Below are 20,866 nucleotides of genomic sequence, written 5' to 3'. Positions count from 1 at the left end.
AAGGAGTTTTTTTGATGACCCAATCTTCAAAAAAGAACACCGAGCGTACATCATCAAAAGCATATATTCAAAGGAAGAGAAAGAAACAGCAAAAGAAGCGTCCGGATACAATGCTGAACAAACGACAGGAAAAGAAAAAAACTGTCAGAGAGAAGCAATTGAAAACTAAAAATGGGACAAATCATCTTCTTTGTGGATATCGTATTTCTACTATAAAAGGAAAAAAGCGTAGGAGAAACTATCAGAAGCTTCTTTTGGAACTGTTGTTAAGCAGTTTAATCGCTATTTTGCTTGTTTATGTAATTTCGTTATTTACCTTTACGATGCCACAGGTAAAGGGATACGGCATGCTGAATGAGCTTGAAGAAGGAGACCGCCTATTTGTCAACCGATTAGGGAAAGTCGAACGATTTTCCCTTGTTTACTTTCGAGTACCGGGACGCAAAGGCGAGGTGTCCGTCCGCCGCATTGTCGGACTTCCTGGAGAAGAGCTGGTATACAAGGAAGAACGGCTATGGGTAAATGGAGAAGAAAAGGTGGAACGGTTCCTGATTGAGCAAGTACAGCTTGCAAGGAAAGAGGGGTATCGGCTGACAGAAGATTTTACAAGCCAAGAGATCTCAGGGACAGAACGAGGTGTGATTCCAGATGGAAAATACCTTGTATTAGGAGATAATCGAATGTTTGCTTCGGATAGTCGTTTTTATGGGCTGATCGATGCAAAGGATATCATCGGTGTCGCATCAATGAAGATTTTTCCCTTTCATGAAATGATGAAATTGTAAGGAAGACAGGTCTAGGTATGGAGAATAAAAAGAAAAGACGTCGTACATCGGAGGCTGCGAACGTCCGAAAAAAAGGTCCATCGAATCCACAACGAAAGTATAGAAAACAAGTATCAGGAGAAAAGATGAGAATGCAACGGCAAAAGCATATCTCTTTTTGGAGAAAGCGAGTAAAAAAAGCTTCAGAAATAATGGAGCTGTTGCTCTTCCTATTATTCATCTATTGTTGCTTTTATTTTATGCTCAATTTTCGGTCCCATGAAGTCGATGGACAATCAATGTTTCCAACTTTTCGAGATGGAGAACGACTGCTGACACATAAGGGAAAAGAGATTCAGCGCTATGATATTGTTACCTTTGAGCCAAAGGAAGAACCTGGCTCATCTTTTGTAAAGCGTGTGTATGGGACACCAGGAGATACTATTTATATCAAGGACGATCGTCTTTATTTATTTCGAAACGGTATCAGTCAAAAAGAGATAGCTCAAATGATTGAGGCGAGACAGTTGCCAGATAGTACGACGATCGTTGCGCTTTCCGAAGAAAGCCAAAGGGAGTTGGCACACTTGGTGCAGATACCTGAAAAGACTTATTTTGTTTTAGGTGATAATAGGCAGAATTCTAAGGACAGCCGATCGATTGGCCTGATTGATCTGGAACAGATTGAGGGTGTTGTGAACTTTCGCTTCTATCCGTTTGACCGTTTCGGTTTTGTTCACTAAAGATTGGAGAGTATATATGAAGAAAAAAATGGGCTCATTCATTAAAACGCAGGGAGCATTTGCTGGTTTAAGTATACTTTTACCGATGCTCATTATGGTGCTCATCTATGCAAAAATCGGTGTTTATCTAGGAAGCGAGCAACGAACGATTCTAGCCAGTGATGCTTTTTCACAGTATTCCAATTTTTTTGCCAGCCTAAATAATGTTTTTAAAGGCGAACAAAGTATTTTTTATAATTGGAACAGCTCAATGGGGTTGAACTATTGGGCGTTTATTGCGTACTATTTAGGGGGGATTTTCAGCCCACTAGTACTTTTCTTTGAAAATATCGAAATGCCGGACTTTCTCTATTTTTTGACATTACTTAAAATTGGGTGTATTGGCGGAGGGTTCTGGATATTTTCTTCTCAGACCTTTCATCTGCCTAAATGGGGGCATGTAATACTTAGTGTTTCTTATGCGTTAATGTCCTTTACACTAGCCTATTCAGAAATCATTATGTGGTTGGATGCATTGATGTATCTTCCTTTGATTACGCTAGGAATCCATCGCATTATGGATAAGCAGAAACCCATAGTGCTGTTTGTTAGTTATTTTTTGTTATTTGTTTCAAATTTTTACATGGCATTTATGGTCGGTGTGTTTTCACTCCTGTATTTTATCGCTAGATTATTGACGGATCGCGAGTGTTACAAGAGTAGTATTCCGATGTATTTAATCACGTCTTTTCTAGCTGGCGGAGCTTCAATGATCATGATTTTACCAACGATTCTTGATTTGAGAAATAATGGTGAGGCACTCAGTAAAATTTCGCAATTAAAGACACAAACGACTGGACCTTGGGATCTGGTCATTAAGAACATGGTTGGAATCTACGATAGTACAAAGCTGTACTCCACACCGTTTATTTATGTTGGATTATTTGGCTTGTTATTTTGCCTTTTCTTTTTTCTAACAAAAAAAGTACCGCGCCTTACCAAGCTTTCTTTTGGCGGTCTACTGCTCTTGTTGGCTATCAGTTTTTATATCGAACCATTGAACTTGCTCTGGCAGGGAATGCATATACCGAATATGTTTAATTTCCGTTTCAGCTTTCTCTTTTCATTTCTTGTGTTGACCCTTGCCGGATATGGTTGGGAAAAATATGAACGAGAAGACTTTGATCAATTGGTTACACTAGTTTTGGGGCTTTTAGGTGCCTATTTAGTCGTTCGTTTAATCACAAATAATGATGAGGATTACAGCTATTTAAGCTGGTTTAGCTTTGTTTTGACTGTAGTGTTTCTTATGTTATATCTATTCAGTTTATTTTTCATCAAGAAGCTAAAAAAACATAAATGGCTAGGCTGCTTTTTACTTTTAATCGTCTGTTTGGAGGCGGGGATGAATGGGTATGGTATCATTAATGGAATTGCAGTAGAATGGCATTATCCCAGTCGTAAATATTATGCAGAGCCCTATGAATCGATTAAGACATTAGTTGATCAAACCAAGGAAGAGAATACTTCCTTCTATCGAATGGAAAATCTGAATCCAGTTTCGGCAAATGACGGATTTAATTATGGGTATAGCGGGATAAATATGTTTTCCTCTATTCGTAACCGTCACTCTTCCTATTATTTGAACGCTTTAGGCTATCGATCGTTGGGGACGAACTTGAATATCCGGTATGCAAATAATACCTTGCTGATGGATTCTCTTACAGGTATAAAGTACAATATTGCACGAGAGGATAGCTTGAAGTTTGGGTATAAAAAAATTGGCACTCATGGTGACTTTAGTCTTTATGAAAATGAAAATACTCTACCACTAGGCATTTTGACAGATGAGGGAATTTATAAAGAAGGGGCAGTGGAAACACAAGCAACACTTCTAAATCATCTTGCAGAAATGAATGAAGACTTTTTTACTTTTAAGGAAATCGAACTACGTTCTACTAAAAATGTTCAAATAGATAAGGATAAAATAAACGTGACGGATGTGGTTACTTACTCACCTGAAAACTGGGAGGAACCAATCGAACTGGAGTGGACGGTAGAGGTTCCTGCGAAAAAACAAGCATACGTGAGTATCTATCCTGTTGATTACTACACATTTGGTGCGCCATTGATTAACTTGGAAGTTGATGGAGTGGCTTACGAGAGTTCAGTAGCAGAGACCGGACAATATTATTCCTTAGGCTACTATGAGCAGGCTAAGAGCGTGACCTTTAAAATGAAGATCACGAATCTTAAGGAAGAAAAGAATGTTTTTCAAATCGTTCAACCAGATGTAGCATTATTAGATACAGATACGTTTGTCCGTGCTGTAGAAACTGTACAGAAAAAAGGTGTAGAGCTGAAGGTAGCTGGACGAAAAGCTGCTGCTGAGGTTGACTTAGAGCAAAATCAAGTACTGTTTACCAGTATTCCCTACGATAAAGGTTGGAAAGCTTATATAGATGGAAAACGTGTTGAGATTCCAATGTTCAAGCAAGCTTTATTAACTTTACCGATAAGCGCTGGAAAGCATACGATCGAGTTTGTCTTTCTTCCGGAAGGCCTGCTTGTAGGCGCTTTGCTATTGGTTGTTTGTATGGGTGGCTTCATTGGCTATCTTTGGTGGTTAAATGATCGAAAAATAGAACGAGTGAAAAAATGAAGAGCAGAAAATCATGCGTTATGATGAACTGTTCTATAAGAACGATGGGAAGTAAAGTATCAGATCGAATAAAAGAAAAGTCCATATGACTTTCCCAAAGGGAAAGTCATATGGATCGATTCTTAAAAATACTTCAGCTGTTTAGCTGAGGTATTTTTTATTCTTTATCTTCTCCGATTACTTCTGGCTCTGCAGCTTCAGCCGGAGTTTCTTCAATATTTTCTTGTGCTTCCACGATGCTGACGATTTGTTCTTCACCGTCTGTTACAATCGTAAATTTATCATTTTTCGGAAGGTCTGCAACGGTTATCGCATCACCGATCGCTAAATTACTGATATCAACTTCGACACTTTCCGGTAGATTTTCCGGTGTTGCTGAGACAAGGACAGAATACAGATTTTGTGCAAGCACACCACCTGATTTCACACCTGTAGACTCACCAGTCAATAGGATTTCTGCTTCAACTTCAGTTGCTTCTGACATGTTTACAGCTAAAAATTCTACGTGCTTGATTTTACTTGTGAATGTATCAAGCTGTGTTTTGTATACTAACGTGTTGATTTTTTTCCCACCAACAGAAAGTGTGATAACTGTATTGGCTCCATTATCACGTAGGATTTTTGTTAACTCTTTTTCATCCACCGTGATTGGTGTACTTTCGATTTGATAACCATATACAACAGCAGGGATTTTTCCGGAGTGACGTAGCTCATTTCTAAGTGAACGGGGACGGACGGCTCTTTCTTGAACTTCTAACGAAACTGACATAACCTAAATTCCTCCTTCAATAGTGAGTGAATTTATTTGGTTAACCAAAATGCAACATAAAAGAATTTCACAACTATACAAAAAGAGGGCGATCTTAACATAATCGTCCCCTGGAAATTCTACTATGATACCTCTCTCTTCCAGGTCATTACGCTGTTTTTGAGAAACCTATGATATTCACTTTACTATTTAACCATAACGCGGTTTTGACATGAAGTCAAGCAAAGCGACTATTTCTATTTTTGATCGACAAGTGGAATTAGTAATCCCAAGCTGGTTTTCTTGGTATTATTCAGTGCCTGATGAAAGAGAACAGGGAGGTTGTTGTAAGTGCAAAAGCCATATCTTTGCGGTTTGCTGAGGACAGGTAGCTTTGCTAGCATTTTAGGGAAGTTAAAGGTGGCAATTATCACACAAAGTAAAAGCCTAACGAAATCATTGAAGATTTCGTTAGGCTGTTTTTTAAGGAGAACTCAGAATTCTTTATGCTGCAGTTCCTTTAAAAAGAGTTTTGTGAGAAATTCTTTTCATAGTACCTGCCAGTAAGGAGGGTGTTTAAAGCATTCTTCGAACTATGTTGGTGCAAAAAAATATGAAATGCATCTGATCTAAGATAACTCGTATTACCACATCCCTTCATAATGAATGTATCACTAAAATATGTGCTGTTCTATGTCGTTTTCTATGTGCATCGTGAATCAGGTATGCGATTCGCAGATGTTCTTTTAGTGATAAGTTAACTATATTAGAAAAAAATGTTTAATTTATTAAATAAATTTGAATTTTGTGAGAATTTTAAAAAAGCTCATTACTAATGTTATTTCATACTAGTAAGCTTGCAAAATCAATAGCCTGTGGGCAAATCGATGAAACTATCAGAGGTAAGAATAAAAGAAGTTACTGAATATTATCAATAAATAGGAGAGAAATCCTAATTTTTGACCGCGTTTTCATTAAGGACTATACTCAAATCAAAATTTGGACCTATATGGATATTTTTGTTTTGACTGACTCAAAGCTGGAGAATAGAAGTCGTTTTTTTCAGTTCTTTGTGAAAAAGCTGATCCTAATTTAATTAATTATTTTGTTATAGTTTAAATCGAAGAAGGAATATATCTATTTTAAATTTCTTTTTAAAATAATTAAAAATAATAGGAGTGGTCAAAATGAGTACAACAAGATTAGTGAAGATGTTTGAAGAATTGGTAACAATTGATTCGGTTTCAGGAAATGAGGCGGAAATTCATGATTTTCTTAAGAAGAAATTTCTCTCTTTTGGATTGGATGTAAATGAAGATGAAAGCATGTGGACGACGGGGTTAGGTGCAAATAATATGATAGCAACTCTTAAAGGCAATAACGAAAGAAAACCATTATTGTTTTCAGCTCATACGGATACAGTGACTCCAGGAAATGGTGTTCAAATGATAGAAGAAAACGGGATTCTCTATTCAAAAGGTGAAACGATTCTTGGCGCGGATGATAAAGCAGGAATTGCCATCATGCTCGAAGCGATTCAGAGAATAAAAGAAGAAGAGATCGATACCGGTGATTTGGAGTTTGTCTTATCACCAGGCGAAGAGATCGGCTTGATTGGTTCTTCGGCATTGGATATGGAAAGCATAAAAGCGGATATGGGCTACGTTCTTGATAGTGGTGGTTCTGTAGGCCGTGTGACGATTGCAAGTCCTACTTTATTCATGTATGAAGTTTCTATAATAGGAAAGGCAGCGCATGCTGGGCTTGAACCGGAAAAAGGCATTTCAGCAGTTGCTATCTTATCTGATGCGCTAAAGGATATAAGGATCGGACGAATTGATGAGCGGACAACAGCTAATATTGGTGTCATCCAAGGAGGAGAGGCAACCAATATCGTAATGGATTCTCTTTTAGTAAAAGGAGAGGTTCGTGCCATTGATCCAGCACAAGCGGATACGTTGATCACTGAAATGATTGGTGCATTTGAAACTTCAGCTTCTCTTCACGGTGGAACGGTGGCAATCGATATTAAAAAGATGGCAACAGGTTTTGATGTAAGTGACGATGAGGAAGTCATGCAAGTCCTTCTGGCTGCAGGCGAAGAGCTTGGCTATGACATCATAAGAGAGACAAGCGGTGGAGGAAGTGATGCGAATGTTTTTAATGCGAATGGAAAGCGAGTCGTCAATCTTTCAGTAGGTTACGAAAAAATCCATACCACGGAAGAGTACATTCCAGTTGAAGAAATGGAAAAGGCTGTTTTACTGGTCATTGAACTGGCGAAGCATTCTCCGAGGAGAATTGAGGTGCAGTAATGGAAAAGCAGATCAAACATATTTTAAAAATAGTAGTGGCCGTTTTGCTACTGGCTTTGAGTATCAACATGTTTTTGGGGCCGCATCATATTGCGGCCGGTGGTGTAAGTGGTATTGGGATTCTACTTGAACACATGATAGGCATTGATCGTGCATGGGTTGTTTTAGGATTCAATATTGTTCTCTTGATTGTAGCGGCAGTTACCCTTGGGAAAAAAGTCTTTTTGAATACACTATATGGCAGTATCCTTTTTCCAATTGCCTTGCGACTGGTTCCTGAAATTATGTTGACAACGGATCGATTACTTTCTGTGGTATTTGGGAGTATCATCTTTGCTGTTGGTGTTGCTCTTTTGTATAAAATACAGGCTTCAAGTGGAGGGACAACGATTCCGCCACTGATTTTTGAAAAATACTTTGGACTGAATACTTCTTTGGGATTATTTTTGACCGATGTCGTCATTGTCTTTATGAGTCTTTATGTTTTTGGTTTTGAAGAGTTTCTCTTTGCCATTCTTTCAATAGGGATCACATCGGCTGTTATGACTTACATTGAGACTGGGTTAAAACGAAGGAAAGCAATTATGATCATCAGTCAGACTCATGCGGAGGAAATGAGGACACAGCTCCAAACTGAAATGAATCGTGGGATGACGATCTTTGATATTCGAGGCGGAAAAGATGATTATGGCCGGGAGATGATTCTGATCGTTGTTGCAAATCAGGAATACCCGCAGGCGAAAAAGGTCATTGATCAGATCGATCCTGAGAGCTTTGTTATCACTTATAATGTTGCTGAAGTTCACGGACTGGGCTTTACGTATCATCCAATACAATAACCAAACAAGGGGGAATAAAAATGGAACCAATATTGGCTTTTACAATTGTTATGTTGATTTGGACGGTTGGGGAGTTTGTCTCATCTAAAACGAAGGCACTGATTTCAATGATGCTGGTTGCTTCTATGATTTTTTTGATAGGTTTTGCAGCTGATTTACTGCCGCATGATCTGATTCAAAACTCGGGATTACTCGGTATAGGGAATGCAGTAGTAGGAATCATTATTGTACATTTGGGTACGATGATGAGCTTTGAAGATTTGAAAGCTCAATGGCGAACCTTTGTCATTGGTTCGATTACAGTCGTTGTGCTGACGCTGGTTTTGATTTTTATCGGAGAGTTTATTTTTGATAGAAATATTGCTGTAGCAGGTACTGCTGCAATCACAGGAGGGACCTTGTCGATACTGATGGTGCAAGATAAGGTTGCTGAAATCATGGGCGCTGGTGGTGATTTGGGCTTGTTGACAGGCTACCTATTAGCTGTTTTCCCATTGCTGATACTTAACCTGAAGAATCTTGTCGGATTTTTGGTCACAGCAAATATTTTGAAAAAGGAAGCTACTCGGGTTCGTGGTGAATACAGAAAGGGCAATTTGACTTTCTATGAAAATGAAGTAAAGGAAAATGTCAAAGAAGGGAAAGAAAGTATTCTTCCAGAGTTTTTACAGACGGCATACGGTACATTGTTTCTATTAGGAGCAACTGTATATGTTGCCCGCCTACTAAGTGACCTGAGTAACGGCTATGTCAACACATTTGTGATTGCTTTATTACTTGGGATCATTTTAAGACATTTCAAGATTTTGAAGCCTAATGCCTTGTCGTCAACAGATAGTTTTGGCTTGCTGATGATTTCAATAATGGTCATTGCATTTGGTCCGTTAGCTGATATTGTTCCAGCTGATTTGCTGAATTTGATTGGACCGATTGCTTTCTACCTTGTTGCAGGGGTATTGGTCATTTTCATAGCTTCTTATTTTCTTGGAAAAGCAGTTGGTTATTCTGGTCCATTATCTATAGCAGTTGGAATGACCACTCTCTTTGGTTTTCCGGGTACGATGGTACTGACAAAGGAAGCTGCCGCAGCAGTTGGAGAGACAGAAGAAGAGATAGCTGTGATTGAACAGAATCTACTACCGATCATGGTGACGGCGGGATTCTCAACTATCACGATCACTTCTGTTCTTACAGGTGGGCTGATTGTTGGCTTGATGATCGGTGGCTAGCTAGATAGGATAGAAAAAATGCAGTGGGAGACTGGATGTTCGTTTCCCACTGCTGCTCATGGAGGGGAAACGCTGTACCATAAGTTTCTCTTCGAAAAAATATAAAAATTACTGCAAGCAGCTGAAGCGTTGTGCTGCTTGATCAGGAAGGATTGAAACAATGGAGCAGCTACTTTCCAGACATCAATTAGAGATTCAAAATGCTCAGTTCTTTTTTGATTGTGTAAAAAAAGAATGTGAAACAAAATTTAATGTCTTGCTTTCAGAGCTTTCTCTGAGAAACGAGCGAACGGCCATTCAGAGAATAAGTGCTCGAGTAAAAAGCAGTCGTTCGATTTATGAGAAGTGCCAAAGAAAAAATCTACCTGTGACGACCGACAGTATTCTAAATGGGATTTGTGATGGTGCCGGAGTACGGATTATTTGCTCGTATGTCGATGATGTCTACCGAGTAAGAGACATGTTTTTGGGGCAAGACGATGTGGTGCTGATCAAAGAAAAAAACTATATCCAGTCGCCAAAAGAAAATGGCTATAGAAGTCTTCATTTGATTGTCCAGATACCGGTGTTTTTATCAACCATGAAAACCAACATAAATGTGGAGGTTCAGATTCGTACGGCAGCAATGGATTTCTGGGCTAATCTGGAGCATGAGCTGAAATATAAGAACGAGCACAAAGACGTGGAACTGATAGAAGAATTGAAGCATTGCTCTGAAAAAGCTCACCTGCTTGATCAGGACATGTTGGTATTAAGAGACAAAATCATGCAATTCAATCACTCGTCTTTATCAGGATAAGAGGTGAAACATGAACAAACAAAAGAAATATTTAGTGATCTTGGTCATAAGCTTAGCAGCAATTTATTTCCTATTCTTTTATAAACTACCGAACAGGTATGTTTTGAAGCCCGGTCCTTTAGGAGATGCAGTTCAAATGGTTTCTGTAAAGAATGAAGCAGAAAGTGCTGATGGACGAATTTTAGTGACAACTGTCAGCAGAAGACCGGCTACTTTAGCTAGTTATCTGGCTGCTTTGGCTTCTTATTACTCAGATGTAAAAACGGATCATACGAACCAAGGATTAGTAGGAAAGGATAACCGCGATATCCAACAAGCTTTTATGGCAAATTCTCAGCAAACAGCTATTGTTGAGGCTTATCGAGCAGCAGATATCGAGAATGAGCTCTCGTTCCGAGGAATCCGTGTGATGGCCGTGAATCGTGCCATCTCCAATTTAGACGGCCTTAGAGTCAATGATGTGCTGACTGCGGTGAATGGGATACCAATTACGAGGGAATCACTGTTGACCTTGACCGAGACCCTTAAAACAGAAGCGACGAATTTAACAGTTAATAGGAATGGCGAATCCATAGAACTGCCTGTGGAGAAAATTTCTGCGAAGGGTTACTTGCTGAGCGGAGTACTGGTGATTGAAGAAGAAACACCGACCCTAACGATCGATTCCAAGGGCTTTGGTGGACCCTCTGCAGGGGCACTGTTGACACTGAGTATTTATCAGCAACTGACCGGACAAGATCTATTAAATGGTCGAACCATCGCAGGGACAGGAACGATTGAGGAAGCAGGCCTTATTGGTCAGGTCGGAGGTATTTCTCAAAAAGTAGCTGCCGCCCACTCGGCAGGCGCTGAGATCTTTTTCGTCCCTGATCTGGCGGATCTTGAGCTGACGATGACCTCTAACTATGCAGAAGCAGTAAGGACCAGAGACTTTTTACAATCAGAGATGGAGATTGTTCCAGTCAATAACATCCAAGAGATCATTCAGTATTTACAGATCGAGAGCCAGGCAAGTACGTAGACAGAGAAAACAATGGAGGAAGGATATAACCGACCTCGAAGCTGTTAGGGGAACCTTCTCCGTAACTACCTTTGACTTCTGTCTAGTTTAGAAAATGTATGATTGGAGAGAAAGGGTATGAAAAGTAAATTACAGCGGTATAAACTACTTTTATTTCTGTTGATTTTCGTCGTTGCCTTGTTGGCAGTATTTTTTAGCAAATTCAGCTATATTCTTGGTGGTCTTGAGCTTCTGGCAATCGTCCTTTGTGGTTACTTAGTGTTTTTTGATAAAAGAGAAGCTTCTTCAAAGTTTGCTTGGGTACTGACACTGCTCTTTTTACCGCTTTTTGGGATTATACTTTATTTTCTGATAGGCAAAGAACCTCATCAACGTAAACTGCCGGTACAGCAGATCGAGAATGAACAACGACTGCAACGATTTGTTTCTGAGCTTCTGCAGAAGCATCCGGAAATCATTCGTAACGAACATGAGTTATCGAGGGAAATCTATCATCTTTCATCGAAATATCCGACGAATGCAAATAACGTGCAGGTACTGAATGAAGGGGAAGCAGCTTTTACCCAATTGCTTGATGATATAGCACAGGCGCAACATCATATACATGTATTTTTTTTCATCATCAAAGGAGATGAGACGGGTAGAGCGCTGACTCGAGCATTGGTAAAAAAAGCCAAGCAAGGGATTCAGGTACGCTTCATGTATGATAGTCTGGGATCGATCGCCTTTCCTAATAAACTGTTGGATGACCTACGTAGTCAGGAAGTCGAGGTAAGAACTTATGATCTATTAAACTCCCCCTTGCTCAGTAATAAGGCCAATTGGCGAAATCACAGGAAAATGGTTATCATCGATGGGAAAATCGCTCATGTTGGCGGCATGAATATTGGAAATGAGTACAGAGGGAAAGGAAAAAGGTTCGTGAATTGGCGAGACACCAATATACGGCTGATGGGCCCTTCGGTGATCGAGGTACAGGAATGTTTTATCTATGATTGGTTGTTTCTTGATAAAAGCGAAGAAACACTTGAATACTTTCTTGCTAAAGGCACAAACTATTTTCCTATAGTAAAGAACGAAACGAGCGATTCAGAAATCGTTCAGGTCGTGTATGGAGGTCCCTATGATCCGGAGCGAGTAATTAAGGATTCGTTTGTCGATTTGATTGGAAAAGCGACTCGCTCGATCCGACTTGCGATGCCCTATTTTATTCCAGATGAGGAGACTCTGGGAGCTCTGAGAAGAGCCGCACGCTGTGGCATCGAGGTACAACTGATTATTCCAGGAAAAGGAGATCGCGGCGTATCTTTTCATGGGACAAACTCTTTTATCAATACGCTACTTTCAGCAGGAGTTGAGGTGTACGCTTATGATCGTACTTCATTTATTCACTGTAAATGTATGATCATTGATGGGCATATAGCAACGGTTGGTTCAACGAATTTTGATATTCGCAGTTTTTATCTCAATCATGAGTTGTCCCTATTCATTTATGGACCCTCAGCTGCGGTAGAAACATTGGATGAGCAGTTTTCAGCCGATTTGAAAAAGTCTCTAAGGATAAATAAAGAAATACAAGAACGACGAACACTTCTGACGAAAACAAAGGAAAAAATCAGTGCCTTGTTTGCTCCGATACTTTAAAGAGAAAAACGGATAGATTGATTTTTGTAAGAACGTAAAATAGGACGGATAAGATAGAAGGGGGAACCACTATGAATAAGATTATCGTAATAGGCAATGGAGATGTAGGCTCGAGCTATAGCTTTGCATTGATGGCGCAAGGCTTGGGCAGCGATGTAGGAATTATTGACTTGGATGCAAACAAGGTTGCAGGAGATGTGCAGGATCTGACACATGGACTGGCTTATGTTGGGCCCAAAAATATATACTCAGCAGATTATTCTGATTGTTTTAAAGCAGATTTAGTTGTTATCACAGCGGGTGCTGCGCAAAAGGACAATGAGACGAGACTGGATTTAGTAAAACGTAACGCGAAGATCATGAAATCTATTGTAGAGTCAGTCATGGCGAATGGCTTCAACGGAATCTTTTTAATTGCCAGTAATCCAGTAGATGTCCTCACACATTACGTGATGAAATTGACTGGTTTTCCTCCAAATAAGGTGATTGGCTCAGGTACATCATTGGATAGCGCTAGGCTGCGAAGTGCAGTAGGAGAAAAATTTCAGATAGATCCAAGAGATGTGAACATCTATATCTTAGGAGAACATGGAGATACACAATTCCCTGTGTGGTCCCATGGGAATATTGGCGGATTGAAAATCACGGAATGGTTGGCACAGCATCCTGAATTTTCACAGGAAGAACTTGTTGAGCTATCAGAAAAAGTGAAGAACGCGGCCTATGAGATTATCAATTACAAGGGTTCTACTCATTATGGCATTGCCATTGCATTAGCAAGAATCACTCAGGCAATTTTACAAGATGAAAATGCCGTACTGCCAGTTTCGGTCCATCTGGACGGGCAATATGGCAGCAGAGATGTCTGCATTGGCTCAAATGCGGTACTAAACAGAGAGGGTGTTCGGGAAATCATTGAGACACCTCTTGATGAGGAAGAAAATAAGCAGATGCAGCACTCTATTCAAACCTTAAAAAATATGCAGCAGCTTGTGATGGAGGATGAGTTTTGATTATTATCTGGTTGTGGATAGGAAGAAGTCTTATTGAAAAAATGATTTGTATTTGTACAAATACCTTTGAAGTATTCATTGCTAAAATGGCTACTTCAGAGGTGTTTTTGTGTGGAAAGAGAAGCTGTTTGGTCGTAGCAAAGAATAGCGGTGTAGAAATTGCTAGTTAGAGGGTGAATCGGACGCCTGAATAAGCAAAAACAAAAGGAATCAGGCTCAACTTAAGCAAGATAGAAAAGTTCCAAAGTATTCAATTTGTTCAGTGATTTTAGTTACTACCCTCTGTTTTGGAAAATAGTGCATTGTCTTTACAGCGAACCGGTTACTATAGCTTTCAGATAAATCAATGCTTTTTCCACCTTTTTATAGGGTATAATGTAGATAATTAAATGAAGAAATATAGGAGGATAAGATGGGGTATCGTTGTTTGTGCTGTGGGTACTTGACCTTGCCGGTGCCAGATAGAGAAGCAATTGGCTATATTTGTCCCGTTTGTTTTTGGGAGAATGATGTATTTTTGAAAAAATATACACATAAAAGTGCCTGTAATCGTAGTCTGACCTTACAAGAGGGAGAGAAGAACTTTATAAAATTTGGTGCTTGTCAAGAAAGGCTCGTTCAGTATGTACGCGAGCCAAAAGAAGAAGAGATCCCTCCGTACTATTCTTAAACAAATGCTAGATTGAAAGTGAGCGATTGGAGTGTGTTACATGAAAAAGGGAAATGGAAAGATGATCGTGTTGTATGTTTTGTCTATCTGTCTGATTTTAGCAATTGTCTATTTACCAAATAAGCTGTTTCCAAAAGCACAAACTCTTGATTTTAGAGGATATGTTGATGAAATTGTTGTGGATTCAGACAAAAATGAAATTCGTATAGCTGCAGTTTATGTCAACACTGACACGAAAGCAGAGATAAAAGCCTCCACGAAAATCTCGTGTAGCTATTTAGATGGGCGAGCATTTCCGATAGCCAATCTGAAAAAAGGGGACATGATCGATTTGGACTATAAAGGACAATGGGGACTGGATGGAGATGGTGTGATGCAAGCGGAGGCAGCATGGCTCACAGTGTGCCCGATGAACGAGAAATAAAATGACTTGATTTTAAGCATTAGCCTAAATAATGAAGGAGGGAAATCATGAAACCAGCCTATGATATTTTTGAATTATATGCTAATTATTCAACTGAGCAAAAAGAGAAGCTAGCAGAATTGTATGAGCTGATTGTTACAAGTGTAGATGAGGAACTCACGCAAAGCTTGAAGTGGAATCAATTATCCTTTGCTTCTTCGAATGGAACTCCAGTAAGGATAGATCGCTACTCTGATGATGAGATTGCTTTGCTTGTTCATTGTCAAACGACACTGGTTGAGCAATGGCGTGAGCTGTTTGGTGATGGCTTAAAATTTTCAGGAAATCGAGCAGTTCTTTTATCTGTTCATGATGCGTTGCCTGTACAGGAATTGACTATTTGTCTACAGATGGCGTTTAATTATCGGAAATAATACTAAAGCTAGAGAGGCAAATTGCTTTTCTGGTTTTTTATTATAAAAATCGGTACTATGAAAAGCAGACTAAGTTGTTTTTTCACGATTTTCATGTATAATTTAGCATTATTGTGATGGAGAGAAGTTATGCGCTTAGATAAGGTTTTAGAGGAGCAGAAAATAGGCTCAAAAAAAGTGGTTCGCCGCTTGTTTAAGCGAGGGCTGGTTAAGGTCAACGGTGTAGCGGTGACAGTGGAAGGACTGAATGTTGATCCGATTTTTCATGAAGTTGAAGTAGCAGGAAGAATCCTTTCTTTTTCAGGCCATACCTATTTCATGATGAATAAGCCTCAAGGAGCAGTGACTGCTGTAAGAGATGGTGAGCATACTACTGTGATTGATTTGATTAAAGAAGAAGAACGGACAACGAAACTTTATCCGGTCGGGCGACTGGATCGTGATACAGAAGGCCTCTTGCTGATTACAGATAATGGTCAGCTGGGCTATGAGTTGATGCACCCGGGCAAAAAGGTAACGAAGCGCTATGAAGTGGTTGTAAATGAGGCACTTGCCGAAGAGGATCGACAGCAATTTCTAGAGGGGATCATCTTTACTGGTGGAGAACGGTGTCAACCGGCAGAATTGACTATTCTGTCCAGCTCACACAAAGAGAGTCGGGCGTATCTGGATATAAAAGAAGGCAAATTCCATCAGGTAAAGAAAATGTTTTTATCTGTAGGGAAAAAGGTGATTTACTTGAAACGAATCAGTATGGGGCCATTGCAGCTATCGCCTGAGCTAATGCCGGGCGCCTATCGTAAGCTGACTGACAGCGAGCTGGAGCAGCTGAGACCCTACTTTCAAAGAAAAGATGGAGATGAATAAAATGAAGTTTAAAACACTATTATTTGATGTCGACGATACACTGCTAGATTTTCGCGCAACTGAGAAGCAAGCGCTCTACACGCTGTTTTCAGAGGAAAATTTGGAGCTAACACAAGAAGTTGAGCAGCAGTATCAGAGAATCAACCGTAATCTTTGGAAAGAGTTTGAATTAGGAAAAATCAGCAAAGAGACCATCAGCAATACACGATTCAAAGCGTTGTTTGAACAATTTGGCAGAACTGTTGATGGGGAAGAAATGGGCTTGAAGTATCAGCGGTTTTTGAGTGAGGGGCACCATTTATTGGGGAATAGCCGCCAAATTTTAGAACAACTGAACCCCGATTATGATCTCTATGTCGTGACGAATGGCATTGCTAAAATCCAATACAAGCGATTGGATGATTCCGAGCTACGTCCGTTTTTCAATGATATTTTTGTCTCAGAAGAGGTTGGCTATCAAAAGCCGATGAAGGAATATTTCGATTATGTTTTTGAGCGGATTCCTGCATTTGAACAAGAAAAAACATTGATTATCGGTGATTCACTGAATTCCGATATCGCAGGGGGGCAACGGGCGGATATTCAAACAGTATGGTTGAATCCAACAAAGCAGGAAAAGACAGCAGAAATCAAACCAACTTATGAAATCGAGCAGTTGGATGAGTTGTTGGCTATATTGAAGGATTGATCATGGAGTAGGTCTGGAAAAATGGTTTAACGAATAAGCGGGACACAGCTAAGGAGTGAATCTTGATCTGTGTCCTTTTTCTATATTGTTGTCTCAGCTATTGATTGTCCTAGTGGTAGTGAAAAGGGGTACAAATGTGTTTATCATAAGCAGTAAAAAAATAACCGAGAAAAAATTGAAGTACGGATCGCCCGATATGCATACGTGTTTCGCAACAGCACAAGGAATGTCGGCAATAACAGGACAAGCGATTTTACTGATAAATCACGAAAAGCTTATTATTCTATTTGTCAGTAGGATAACAGAGCAGGTGGTTCAAAAGGTTGAATTTAATATAGAGGAACTATCTGATAGCACGATTAACTATGGTTTATTGATAAGTAATAGTTGGAAGTTTAAAGGACGAGGACAAAAATGGAGCTTTCGAATACAACCGATCCTTACTTTGAAGAATGCTCAGCAAGATTTCTTGGATTTTGTTAAGAGAATATAAAAAAGCAAATTATAGATTCAAAAGGATCGGAACAGGCAAGTCACGTTGTTGAAAACATGTGAGGAGAAAAAAAGGTGTGACATATGCGTGTCTCAATACCTTGAAACTGAATAAGCGATGTTCAAAGAGCAACTGCAGGGTGAGTGCTAATCCTACAGTTGCTTTTTTTGGCATTGAGACATTTTAGGTGGGTAGCACATTTTTTTTTCAGGTATAAATCTTTCTATTACTATTTTGAATTCGCTACATCAACTATTAAAATATCATTACGATTTTACCGTGTACATGGCGAGCAGCCTGGGCTGAAATAGCTTTGGCATAATCTTCAATAGAATAGATGGCTGCGATAGGAACTTTGATAGTACCAGCCGAAACTTGATCAATCACAGCTTGGAACTCTTCATATTCTACCTCACTACCTGTTGAAGTTGTTACCCCTTCAGGTGGTTGAGGAAACATGATGATCGTCGTGATTCTATTTGCTGGTATGCCAAGAGCCAGTGCGGTATCGACAACCTCTTGATTATGGAGCTCAATTGCAGCTGTAATGTGCTTTTCTGTCAGTTGATCTATTAATCCTGCTCCGTACTTGACTTGATCTGCGCCGAGCTCCGCAAGATAGCTTGCGGTACTATCTGATGCAGTTCCGATTACTTTTGCACCAAGAGTCTTAGCAATCTGAACAACAAATGTACCGACGCCGCCTGCTGCACCGCCAACAAGAAGTGTATCATTTACGGATATTTTAGCCTTCCGTATAGCTACGGCGGCAGTACTTACGGCAACAGTCAATGTACTGGCAATTTCATCTGAAATATTGTCTGGTGTATGAAACAGCTGTTGGCCACTTGCGGGCATGATGATCTTTTCAGCAGCTGCACCAGTCAATGTGGAACCATAAACACGATCACCAACAGCAAAATCTGTGACGTCTTCACTGATTTGGTCGATAATACCTGCAAAGTCATAGCCAAATGTCATGGGAAGCTGGACACCAAAATTTTGTGCTAGTGCTTCATTGCCCATGATTGCCCAGTCCATAGGATTAAGCCCAACAGCAGTGACTTTGATACGTACTTTATTTTCGGAAACTGTAGGTTCGGGGATATCTGTAAGTTTGAGGTTTTCTATTCCTCCAAAGGAATTGTATTGTAAAGCTTTCATAAAATTGACCCTCCGTTTATTTTTTGATATAGTGAATGTCATAAACTGACATTTTATGAATTGTATATCTTTGAAATAAATTTGTCAATAAAAAAGTCATAAACTGACATTTTAGGAGGAGCAATGAAAAGTAAACAAAAATTATACTTAGCTGCAGTTCAGCTTTTCAAAAGTAAAGGCTATGAGAATACAACGATTCAAGAAATAGCGGAAGGAGCAGGCGTGACAGAAAGAACATTTTATCGACAGTTTAAGGATAAATCAGATGTACTTTTTGACTCGGAAAATATGCTGGGACAGGAGATTGCCGGTTACTTATCTGAGAATGATGCCTTCAGTGACAATCCTCTTGAGCTTTTGGTAAAGGCGTTGATTCAAGTTCAAGTGTTTGACAAGGATCGTGAACAAAGTATTGCACGCACGAAAATCGTACAGTCGCATCCGGATCTTAGAGAACGGGAATTGTTGAAAATGGAAGATTTAGCACTATTTTTAACAAGTGAGATGATTGAAAAAGGCGCACAATTCCAAAATGGAGAGTCAGTCATATTTGATAAAAATCATTCTGAGCTGGCTGTGCGTGTAGCATTGCAATTCTTCCATTTAGCATTTTCTAACTGGCTTGTGGATGGGAATCAAACGTTTGGCGCACATGTTAAAGCTGTTTATCAAGAGTTCCTGGGGCTTATCAGCTAATTGAAGCATGCTAAAATTTTTAAATATTCCATTTTCTAGGTCACATATTGTAGTAAAATATATAGTGTATTTAGAATAAAAGAAATGGGGAATGGAAATGAAAAAGCGTGGTTTAGTTTTAACTTCAATTTCTGCTGCGTTAGTAGTTTTATTTTTCGGACCGATGGATGGATTTGCGGAGAATGGGGCTACTTATCAGGGCACTTCAGAGTACCAGTTAACACCGGCGTATTGCAATGTAGGTGGAAAAATCACGAGAAATATGTATTCTCAACCTGAGCTTGAGAAATTGACCAGTATTACTCATGGAGATGTATATAATGGCAATACAAGCTTGGATACGGTATCAACTGATTACGTGTATCAGTTAGAGGGTGCCAATTTGACGAATTTTGTTGGTAGCGATGGTATTTTACAATTGTACAATACGTCAGAATTGATGACGATGCAGATGGCTGAGTCAGCTGCTGCTTATTGGAACAAACTAGCAGGTGCTAAAATCGTGGAAATCGTTGCTACGCAAGCCGAAAGTGATGAAACGATTCGTGATAGTGATGCGAACGGAATTTGGGTGAACGGGACATTGCACTATCCCTTAGGAGGCCAATCTTATAATGGTGATGGCATTTTATTTTACCCCAATCATTGGCAGCTAGACAGCACAGCTTTACCCAAAGCATTCAAAAATAATTGGAAGGTAGCAACCTTAATTCATGAAATTGGTCATGCTTTAGGCATCCCCCATTTAGGTGGTGGTTCCGATGGTGAAAATGCAATCAGAGACAATGTATTAGGGACAGAATTTATGTGTTCGTGGGCCGTGGGAGTAATTGGAAGTCCCTTGGAAAATATCGAGGGTGTTAGAAGCAGTAAAATAGATGCTGCAGCATTGGCAATGGCTGGTTTGACATGGGAAAAACCTAGAAAAGTAGCTTCATGGTTATTTTCTGAGGAAGAGGCATCTGTTCTTTATAACAATGGAGTGATCACTTCATCCGTCCCATATGGTGCTGAGCTTGACTTTAAAGGGAATTATATTCAATCTAAACAGCTTGTTGATCAATATTTGTTGATGGGCGAAAAGAATTATAACGTGTACCTTGTGAATGATGACGTGATTGTCAATCATTATTTTGAACGTGTACCAAACCATACAACAACCAAGAATTTAGAATTGAATGGTAAAACTATTCATGTTATTGGATATTATCCTTCGACGAAAGGGAATCCTTATTATAGAGTCGCTGTGGATAATCAAGAATATGTAATAAATTCTGCTGCTTTTGCTGAAAAAGTGGTTTGACCAACAGTTTGTACTCATGGTCGATGGCTTATTCAAGTATAGCAACCTTTAGACAGAGACAAAAATCGCTCATTAGCTTGAGCGATTTTTTTTATGAAAATAGAACCTTGTAGTAAAGACAATTAAGTGGTTATTGTTGGTATTTTAAAAGCAATTATTTATTTTTGTTGGATGAGGGTCATTTTTTCAAACTTCAGGTAAATGAATACCTGAGGTTTTTTATTAGGAAAATGGTCAAAAAATGTTATGGTGAGCAATTGCTTTTGTATCTCATATACAAAGTAAGAGGTTTTTTGAAGGACAATAAAATAATGTAACATCTTTCTAGATTGCTGGGAAAAAACAAAATGAGTAATGTTTGACAAAATTAACAGGCAACTGTATATTGTATT

Annotated in this window: 20 protein-coding genes; 18 read left to right on the top strand and 2 right to left on the bottom strand. The window is 39.4% G+C overall.

Going from position 1 to position 20,866, the window contains the following annotated elements:
- Positions 1 to 14 precede the first annotated feature (14 nt).
- From lepB (A5888_RS09280) to A5888_RS09270, 3 genes are read left to right on the top strand one after another with little or no spacing between them, the layout of a single operon-like run.
- The gene (gene lepB / locus A5888_RS09280; protein ID WP_086349977.1) at positions 15 to 785 is read left to right on the top strand and encodes a signal peptidase I; all 771 of its coding nucleotides are present in this window, start codon (positions 15 to 17) and stop codon (positions 783 to 785) included.
- A gap of 17 nt (positions 786 to 802) precedes the next feature.
- Positions 803 to 1,507: a signal peptidase I gene (lepB, locus tag A5888_RS09275; protein ID WP_086349978.1), complete on the top strand. Its 705-nt coding sequence runs from the start codon at positions 803 to 805 to the stop codon at positions 1,505 to 1,507.
- 16 nt (positions 1,508 to 1,523) lie between these two features.
- A complete protein-coding gene (locus tag A5888_RS09270) occupies positions 1,524 to 4,148 on the top strand; it encodes a YfhO family protein (RefSeq protein ID WP_086349979.1) in 2,625 nt (874 codons plus the stop codon).
- Between the two features lie 157 nt (positions 4,149 to 4,305).
- Here the strand turns inward: A5888_RS09270 and A5888_RS09265 are convergent, their stop codons facing one another.
- Entirely contained in the window at positions 4,306 to 4,917 is a 612-nt protein-coding gene (locus A5888_RS09265) for a 50S ribosomal protein L25/general stress protein Ctc (RefSeq protein WP_086349980.1), read from the bottom strand.
- A 1,166-nt stretch (positions 4,918 to 6,083) separates the two neighbouring features.
- Between A5888_RS09265 and A5888_RS09260 the strand changes: the two genes are divergently transcribed.
- The 13 genes from A5888_RS09260 to A5888_RS09200 all read left to right on the top strand — a co-directional run bounded on the left by A5888_RS09260 (position 6,084) and on the right by A5888_RS09200 (position 16,818).
- Positions 6,084 to 7,211 (top strand): M20/M25/M40 family metallo-hydrolase, encoded by a 1,128-nt coding sequence (locus A5888_RS09260; protein ID WP_086349981.1) that lies wholly within the window; start codon positions 6,084 to 6,086, stop codon positions 7,209 to 7,211.
- Entirely contained in the window at positions 7,211 to 8,050 is an 840-nt protein-coding gene (locus tag A5888_RS09255) for a YitT family protein (protein WP_086349982.1), read from the top strand. The genes A5888_RS09260 and A5888_RS09255 overlap by 1 nt, the downstream gene beginning before the upstream one ends.
- A gap of 20 nt (positions 8,051 to 8,070) precedes the next feature.
- Complete coding sequence (locus A5888_RS09250) at positions 8,071 to 9,279, top strand: hypothetical protein (RefSeq protein ID WP_086349983.1); 1,209 nt, start codon at positions 8,071 to 8,073, stop codon at positions 9,277 to 9,279.
- 160 nt (positions 9,280 to 9,439) lie between these two features.
- Positions 9,440 to 10,078 (top strand): GTP pyrophosphokinase, encoded by a 639-nt coding sequence (locus A5888_RS09245; protein ID WP_086349984.1) that lies wholly within the window; start codon positions 9,440 to 9,442, stop codon positions 10,076 to 10,078.
- 10 nt (positions 10,079 to 10,088) lie between these two features.
- Entirely contained in the window at positions 10,089 to 11,099 is a 1,011-nt protein-coding gene (locus tag A5888_RS09240; protein ID WP_086349985.1) for a S16 family serine protease, read from the top strand.
- A gap of 117 nt (positions 11,100 to 11,216) precedes the next feature.
- On the top strand, positions 11,217 to 12,743 hold the full coding sequence (cls, locus tag A5888_RS09235) for a cardiolipin synthase (protein WP_086349986.1): 1,527 nt from the start codon (positions 11,217 to 11,219) through the stop codon (positions 12,741 to 12,743).
- Between the two features lie 71 nt (positions 12,744 to 12,814).
- Positions 12,815 to 13,756, top strand: a complete 942-nt coding sequence (locus tag A5888_RS09230; RefSeq protein ID WP_086349987.1) for an L-lactate dehydrogenase — start codon at positions 12,815 to 12,817, stop codon at positions 13,754 to 13,756.
- Positions 13,753 to 13,926 carry a hypothetical protein gene (locus tag A5888_RS09225; protein ID WP_170924834.1) on the top strand — a complete coding sequence of 58 codons (174 nt, stop codon included), beginning with the start codon at positions 13,753 to 13,755 and terminating at the stop codon, positions 13,924 to 13,926. Before A5888_RS09230 ends, A5888_RS09225 begins: the two co-directional genes overlap by 4 nt.
- Before the next feature lie 242 nt (positions 13,927 to 14,168).
- Positions 14,169 to 14,426 carry a CPCC family cysteine-rich protein gene (locus A5888_RS09220; protein WP_086349988.1) on the top strand — a complete coding sequence of 86 codons (258 nt, stop codon included), beginning with the start codon at positions 14,169 to 14,171 and terminating at the stop codon, positions 14,424 to 14,426.
- 40 nt (positions 14,427 to 14,466) lie between these two features.
- Positions 14,467 to 14,850, top strand: a complete 384-nt coding sequence (locus tag A5888_RS09215; protein ID WP_086349989.1) for a hypothetical protein — start codon at positions 14,467 to 14,469, stop codon at positions 14,848 to 14,850.
- Positions 14,851 to 14,897: 47 nt separating this feature from the next.
- A complete protein-coding gene (locus A5888_RS09210; RefSeq protein ID WP_086349990.1) occupies positions 14,898 to 15,263 on the top strand; it encodes a hypothetical protein in 366 nt (121 codons plus the stop codon).
- A gap of 129 nt (positions 15,264 to 15,392) precedes the next feature.
- On the top strand, positions 15,393 to 16,130 hold the full coding sequence (locus tag A5888_RS09205) for a 16S rRNA pseudouridine(516) synthase (protein WP_086349991.1): 738 nt from the start codon (positions 15,393 to 15,395) through the stop codon (positions 16,128 to 16,130).
- A gap of 1 nt (position 16,131) precedes the next feature.
- The gene (locus A5888_RS09200; protein ID WP_086349992.1) at positions 16,132 to 16,818 is read left to right on the top strand and encodes a YjjG family noncanonical pyrimidine nucleotidase; all 687 of its coding nucleotides are present in this window, start codon (positions 16,132 to 16,134) and stop codon (positions 16,816 to 16,818) included.
- 748 nt (positions 16,819 to 17,566) lie between these two features.
- On the opposite strand, the gene A5888_RS09195 is transcribed toward A5888_RS09200, so the two are convergent.
- Complete coding sequence (locus A5888_RS09195) at positions 17,567 to 18,475, bottom strand: NADP-dependent oxidoreductase (protein ID WP_086349994.1); 909 nt, start codon at positions 18,473 to 18,475, stop codon at positions 17,567 to 17,569.
- A gap of 123 nt (positions 18,476 to 18,598) precedes the next feature.
- Between A5888_RS09195 and A5888_RS09190 the strand changes: the two genes are divergently transcribed.
- Together A5888_RS09190 and A5888_RS09185 are read left to right on the top strand one after the other, a co-directional pair.
- Positions 18,599 to 19,171, top strand: a complete 573-nt coding sequence (locus A5888_RS09190; RefSeq protein WP_086349995.1) for a TetR/AcrR family transcriptional regulator — start codon at positions 18,599 to 18,601, stop codon at positions 19,169 to 19,171.
- A 97-nt stretch (positions 19,172 to 19,268) separates the two neighbouring features.
- Positions 19,269 to 20,474, top strand: coding sequence for a hypothetical protein (locus tag A5888_RS09185; RefSeq protein ID WP_086349996.1), 1,206 nt, complete (start codon positions 19,269 to 19,271; stop codon positions 20,472 to 20,474).
- Positions 20,475 to 20,866: the final 392 nt, after the last annotated feature.

It is taken from the genome of Enterococcus sp. 9E7_DIV0242 (genome assembly GCF_002140975.2).
Classification (GTDB): Bacteria; Bacillota; Bacilli; order Lactobacillales; family Enterococcaceae; genus Enterococcus_L; species Enterococcus_L clewellii.
The sequence above is the reverse complement of the archived record's forward strand: the minus strand, read 5'-3'. Positions and strand labels throughout refer to the sequence as shown.

Bases quoted from the DNA above. Each gene is read 5' to 3' on its own strand.
- lepB (WP_086349977.1), top strand. From the start codon at position 15: ATGACCCAATCTTCAAAAAAGAACACCGAGCGTACATCATCAAAAGCA.
- lepB (WP_086349978.1), top strand. From the start codon at position 803: ATGGAGAATAAAAAGAAAAGACGTCGTACATCGGAGGCTGCGAACGTC.
- A5888_RS09270 (WP_086349979.1), top strand. From the start codon at position 1,524: ATGAAGAAAAAAATGGGCTCATTCATTAAAACGCAGGGAGCATTTGCT.
- A5888_RS09265 (WP_086349980.1), bottom strand. From the start codon at position 4,917: ATGTCAGTTTCGTTAGAAGTTCAAGAAAGAGCCGTCCGTCCCCGTTCA.
- A5888_RS09260 (WP_086349981.1), top strand. From the start codon at position 6,084: ATGAGTACAACAAGATTAGTGAAGATGTTTGAAGAATTGGTAACAATT.
- A5888_RS09255 (WP_086349982.1), top strand. From the start codon at position 7,211: ATGGAAAAGCAGATCAAACATATTTTAAAAATAGTAGTGGCCGTTTTG.
- A5888_RS09250 (WP_086349983.1), top strand. From the start codon at position 8,071: ATGGAACCAATATTGGCTTTTACAATTGTTATGTTGATTTGGACGGTT.
- A5888_RS09245 (WP_086349984.1), top strand. From the start codon at position 9,440: ATGGAGCAGCTACTTTCCAGACATCAATTAGAGATTCAAAATGCTCAG.
- A5888_RS09240 (WP_086349985.1), top strand. From the start codon at position 10,089: ATGAACAAACAAAAGAAATATTTAGTGATCTTGGTCATAAGCTTAGCA.
- cls (WP_086349986.1), top strand. From the start codon at position 11,217: ATGAAAAGTAAATTACAGCGGTATAAACTACTTTTATTTCTGTTGATT.
- A5888_RS09230 (WP_086349987.1), top strand. From the start codon at position 12,815: ATGAATAAGATTATCGTAATAGGCAATGGAGATGTAGGCTCGAGCTAT.
- A5888_RS09220 (WP_086349988.1), top strand. From the start codon at position 14,169: ATGGGGTATCGTTGTTTGTGCTGTGGGTACTTGACCTTGCCGGTGCCA.
- A5888_RS09215 (WP_086349989.1), top strand. From the start codon at position 14,467: ATGAAAAAGGGAAATGGAAAGATGATCGTGTTGTATGTTTTGTCTATC.
- A5888_RS09210 (WP_086349990.1), top strand. From the start codon at position 14,898: ATGAAACCAGCCTATGATATTTTTGAATTATATGCTAATTATTCAACT.
- A5888_RS09205 (WP_086349991.1), top strand. From the start codon at position 15,393: ATGCGCTTAGATAAGGTTTTAGAGGAGCAGAAAATAGGCTCAAAAAAA.
- A5888_RS09200 (WP_086349992.1), top strand. From the start codon at position 16,132: ATGAAGTTTAAAACACTATTATTTGATGTCGACGATACACTGCTAGAT.
- A5888_RS09195 (WP_086349994.1), bottom strand. From the start codon at position 18,475: ATGAAAGCTTTACAATACAATTCCTTTGGAGGAATAGAAAACCTCAAA.
- A5888_RS09190 (WP_086349995.1), top strand. From the start codon at position 18,599: ATGAAAAGTAAACAAAAATTATACTTAGCTGCAGTTCAGCTTTTCAAA.
- A5888_RS09185 (WP_086349996.1), top strand. From the start codon at position 19,269: ATGAAAAAGCGTGGTTTAGTTTTAACTTCAATTTCTGCTGCGTTAGTA.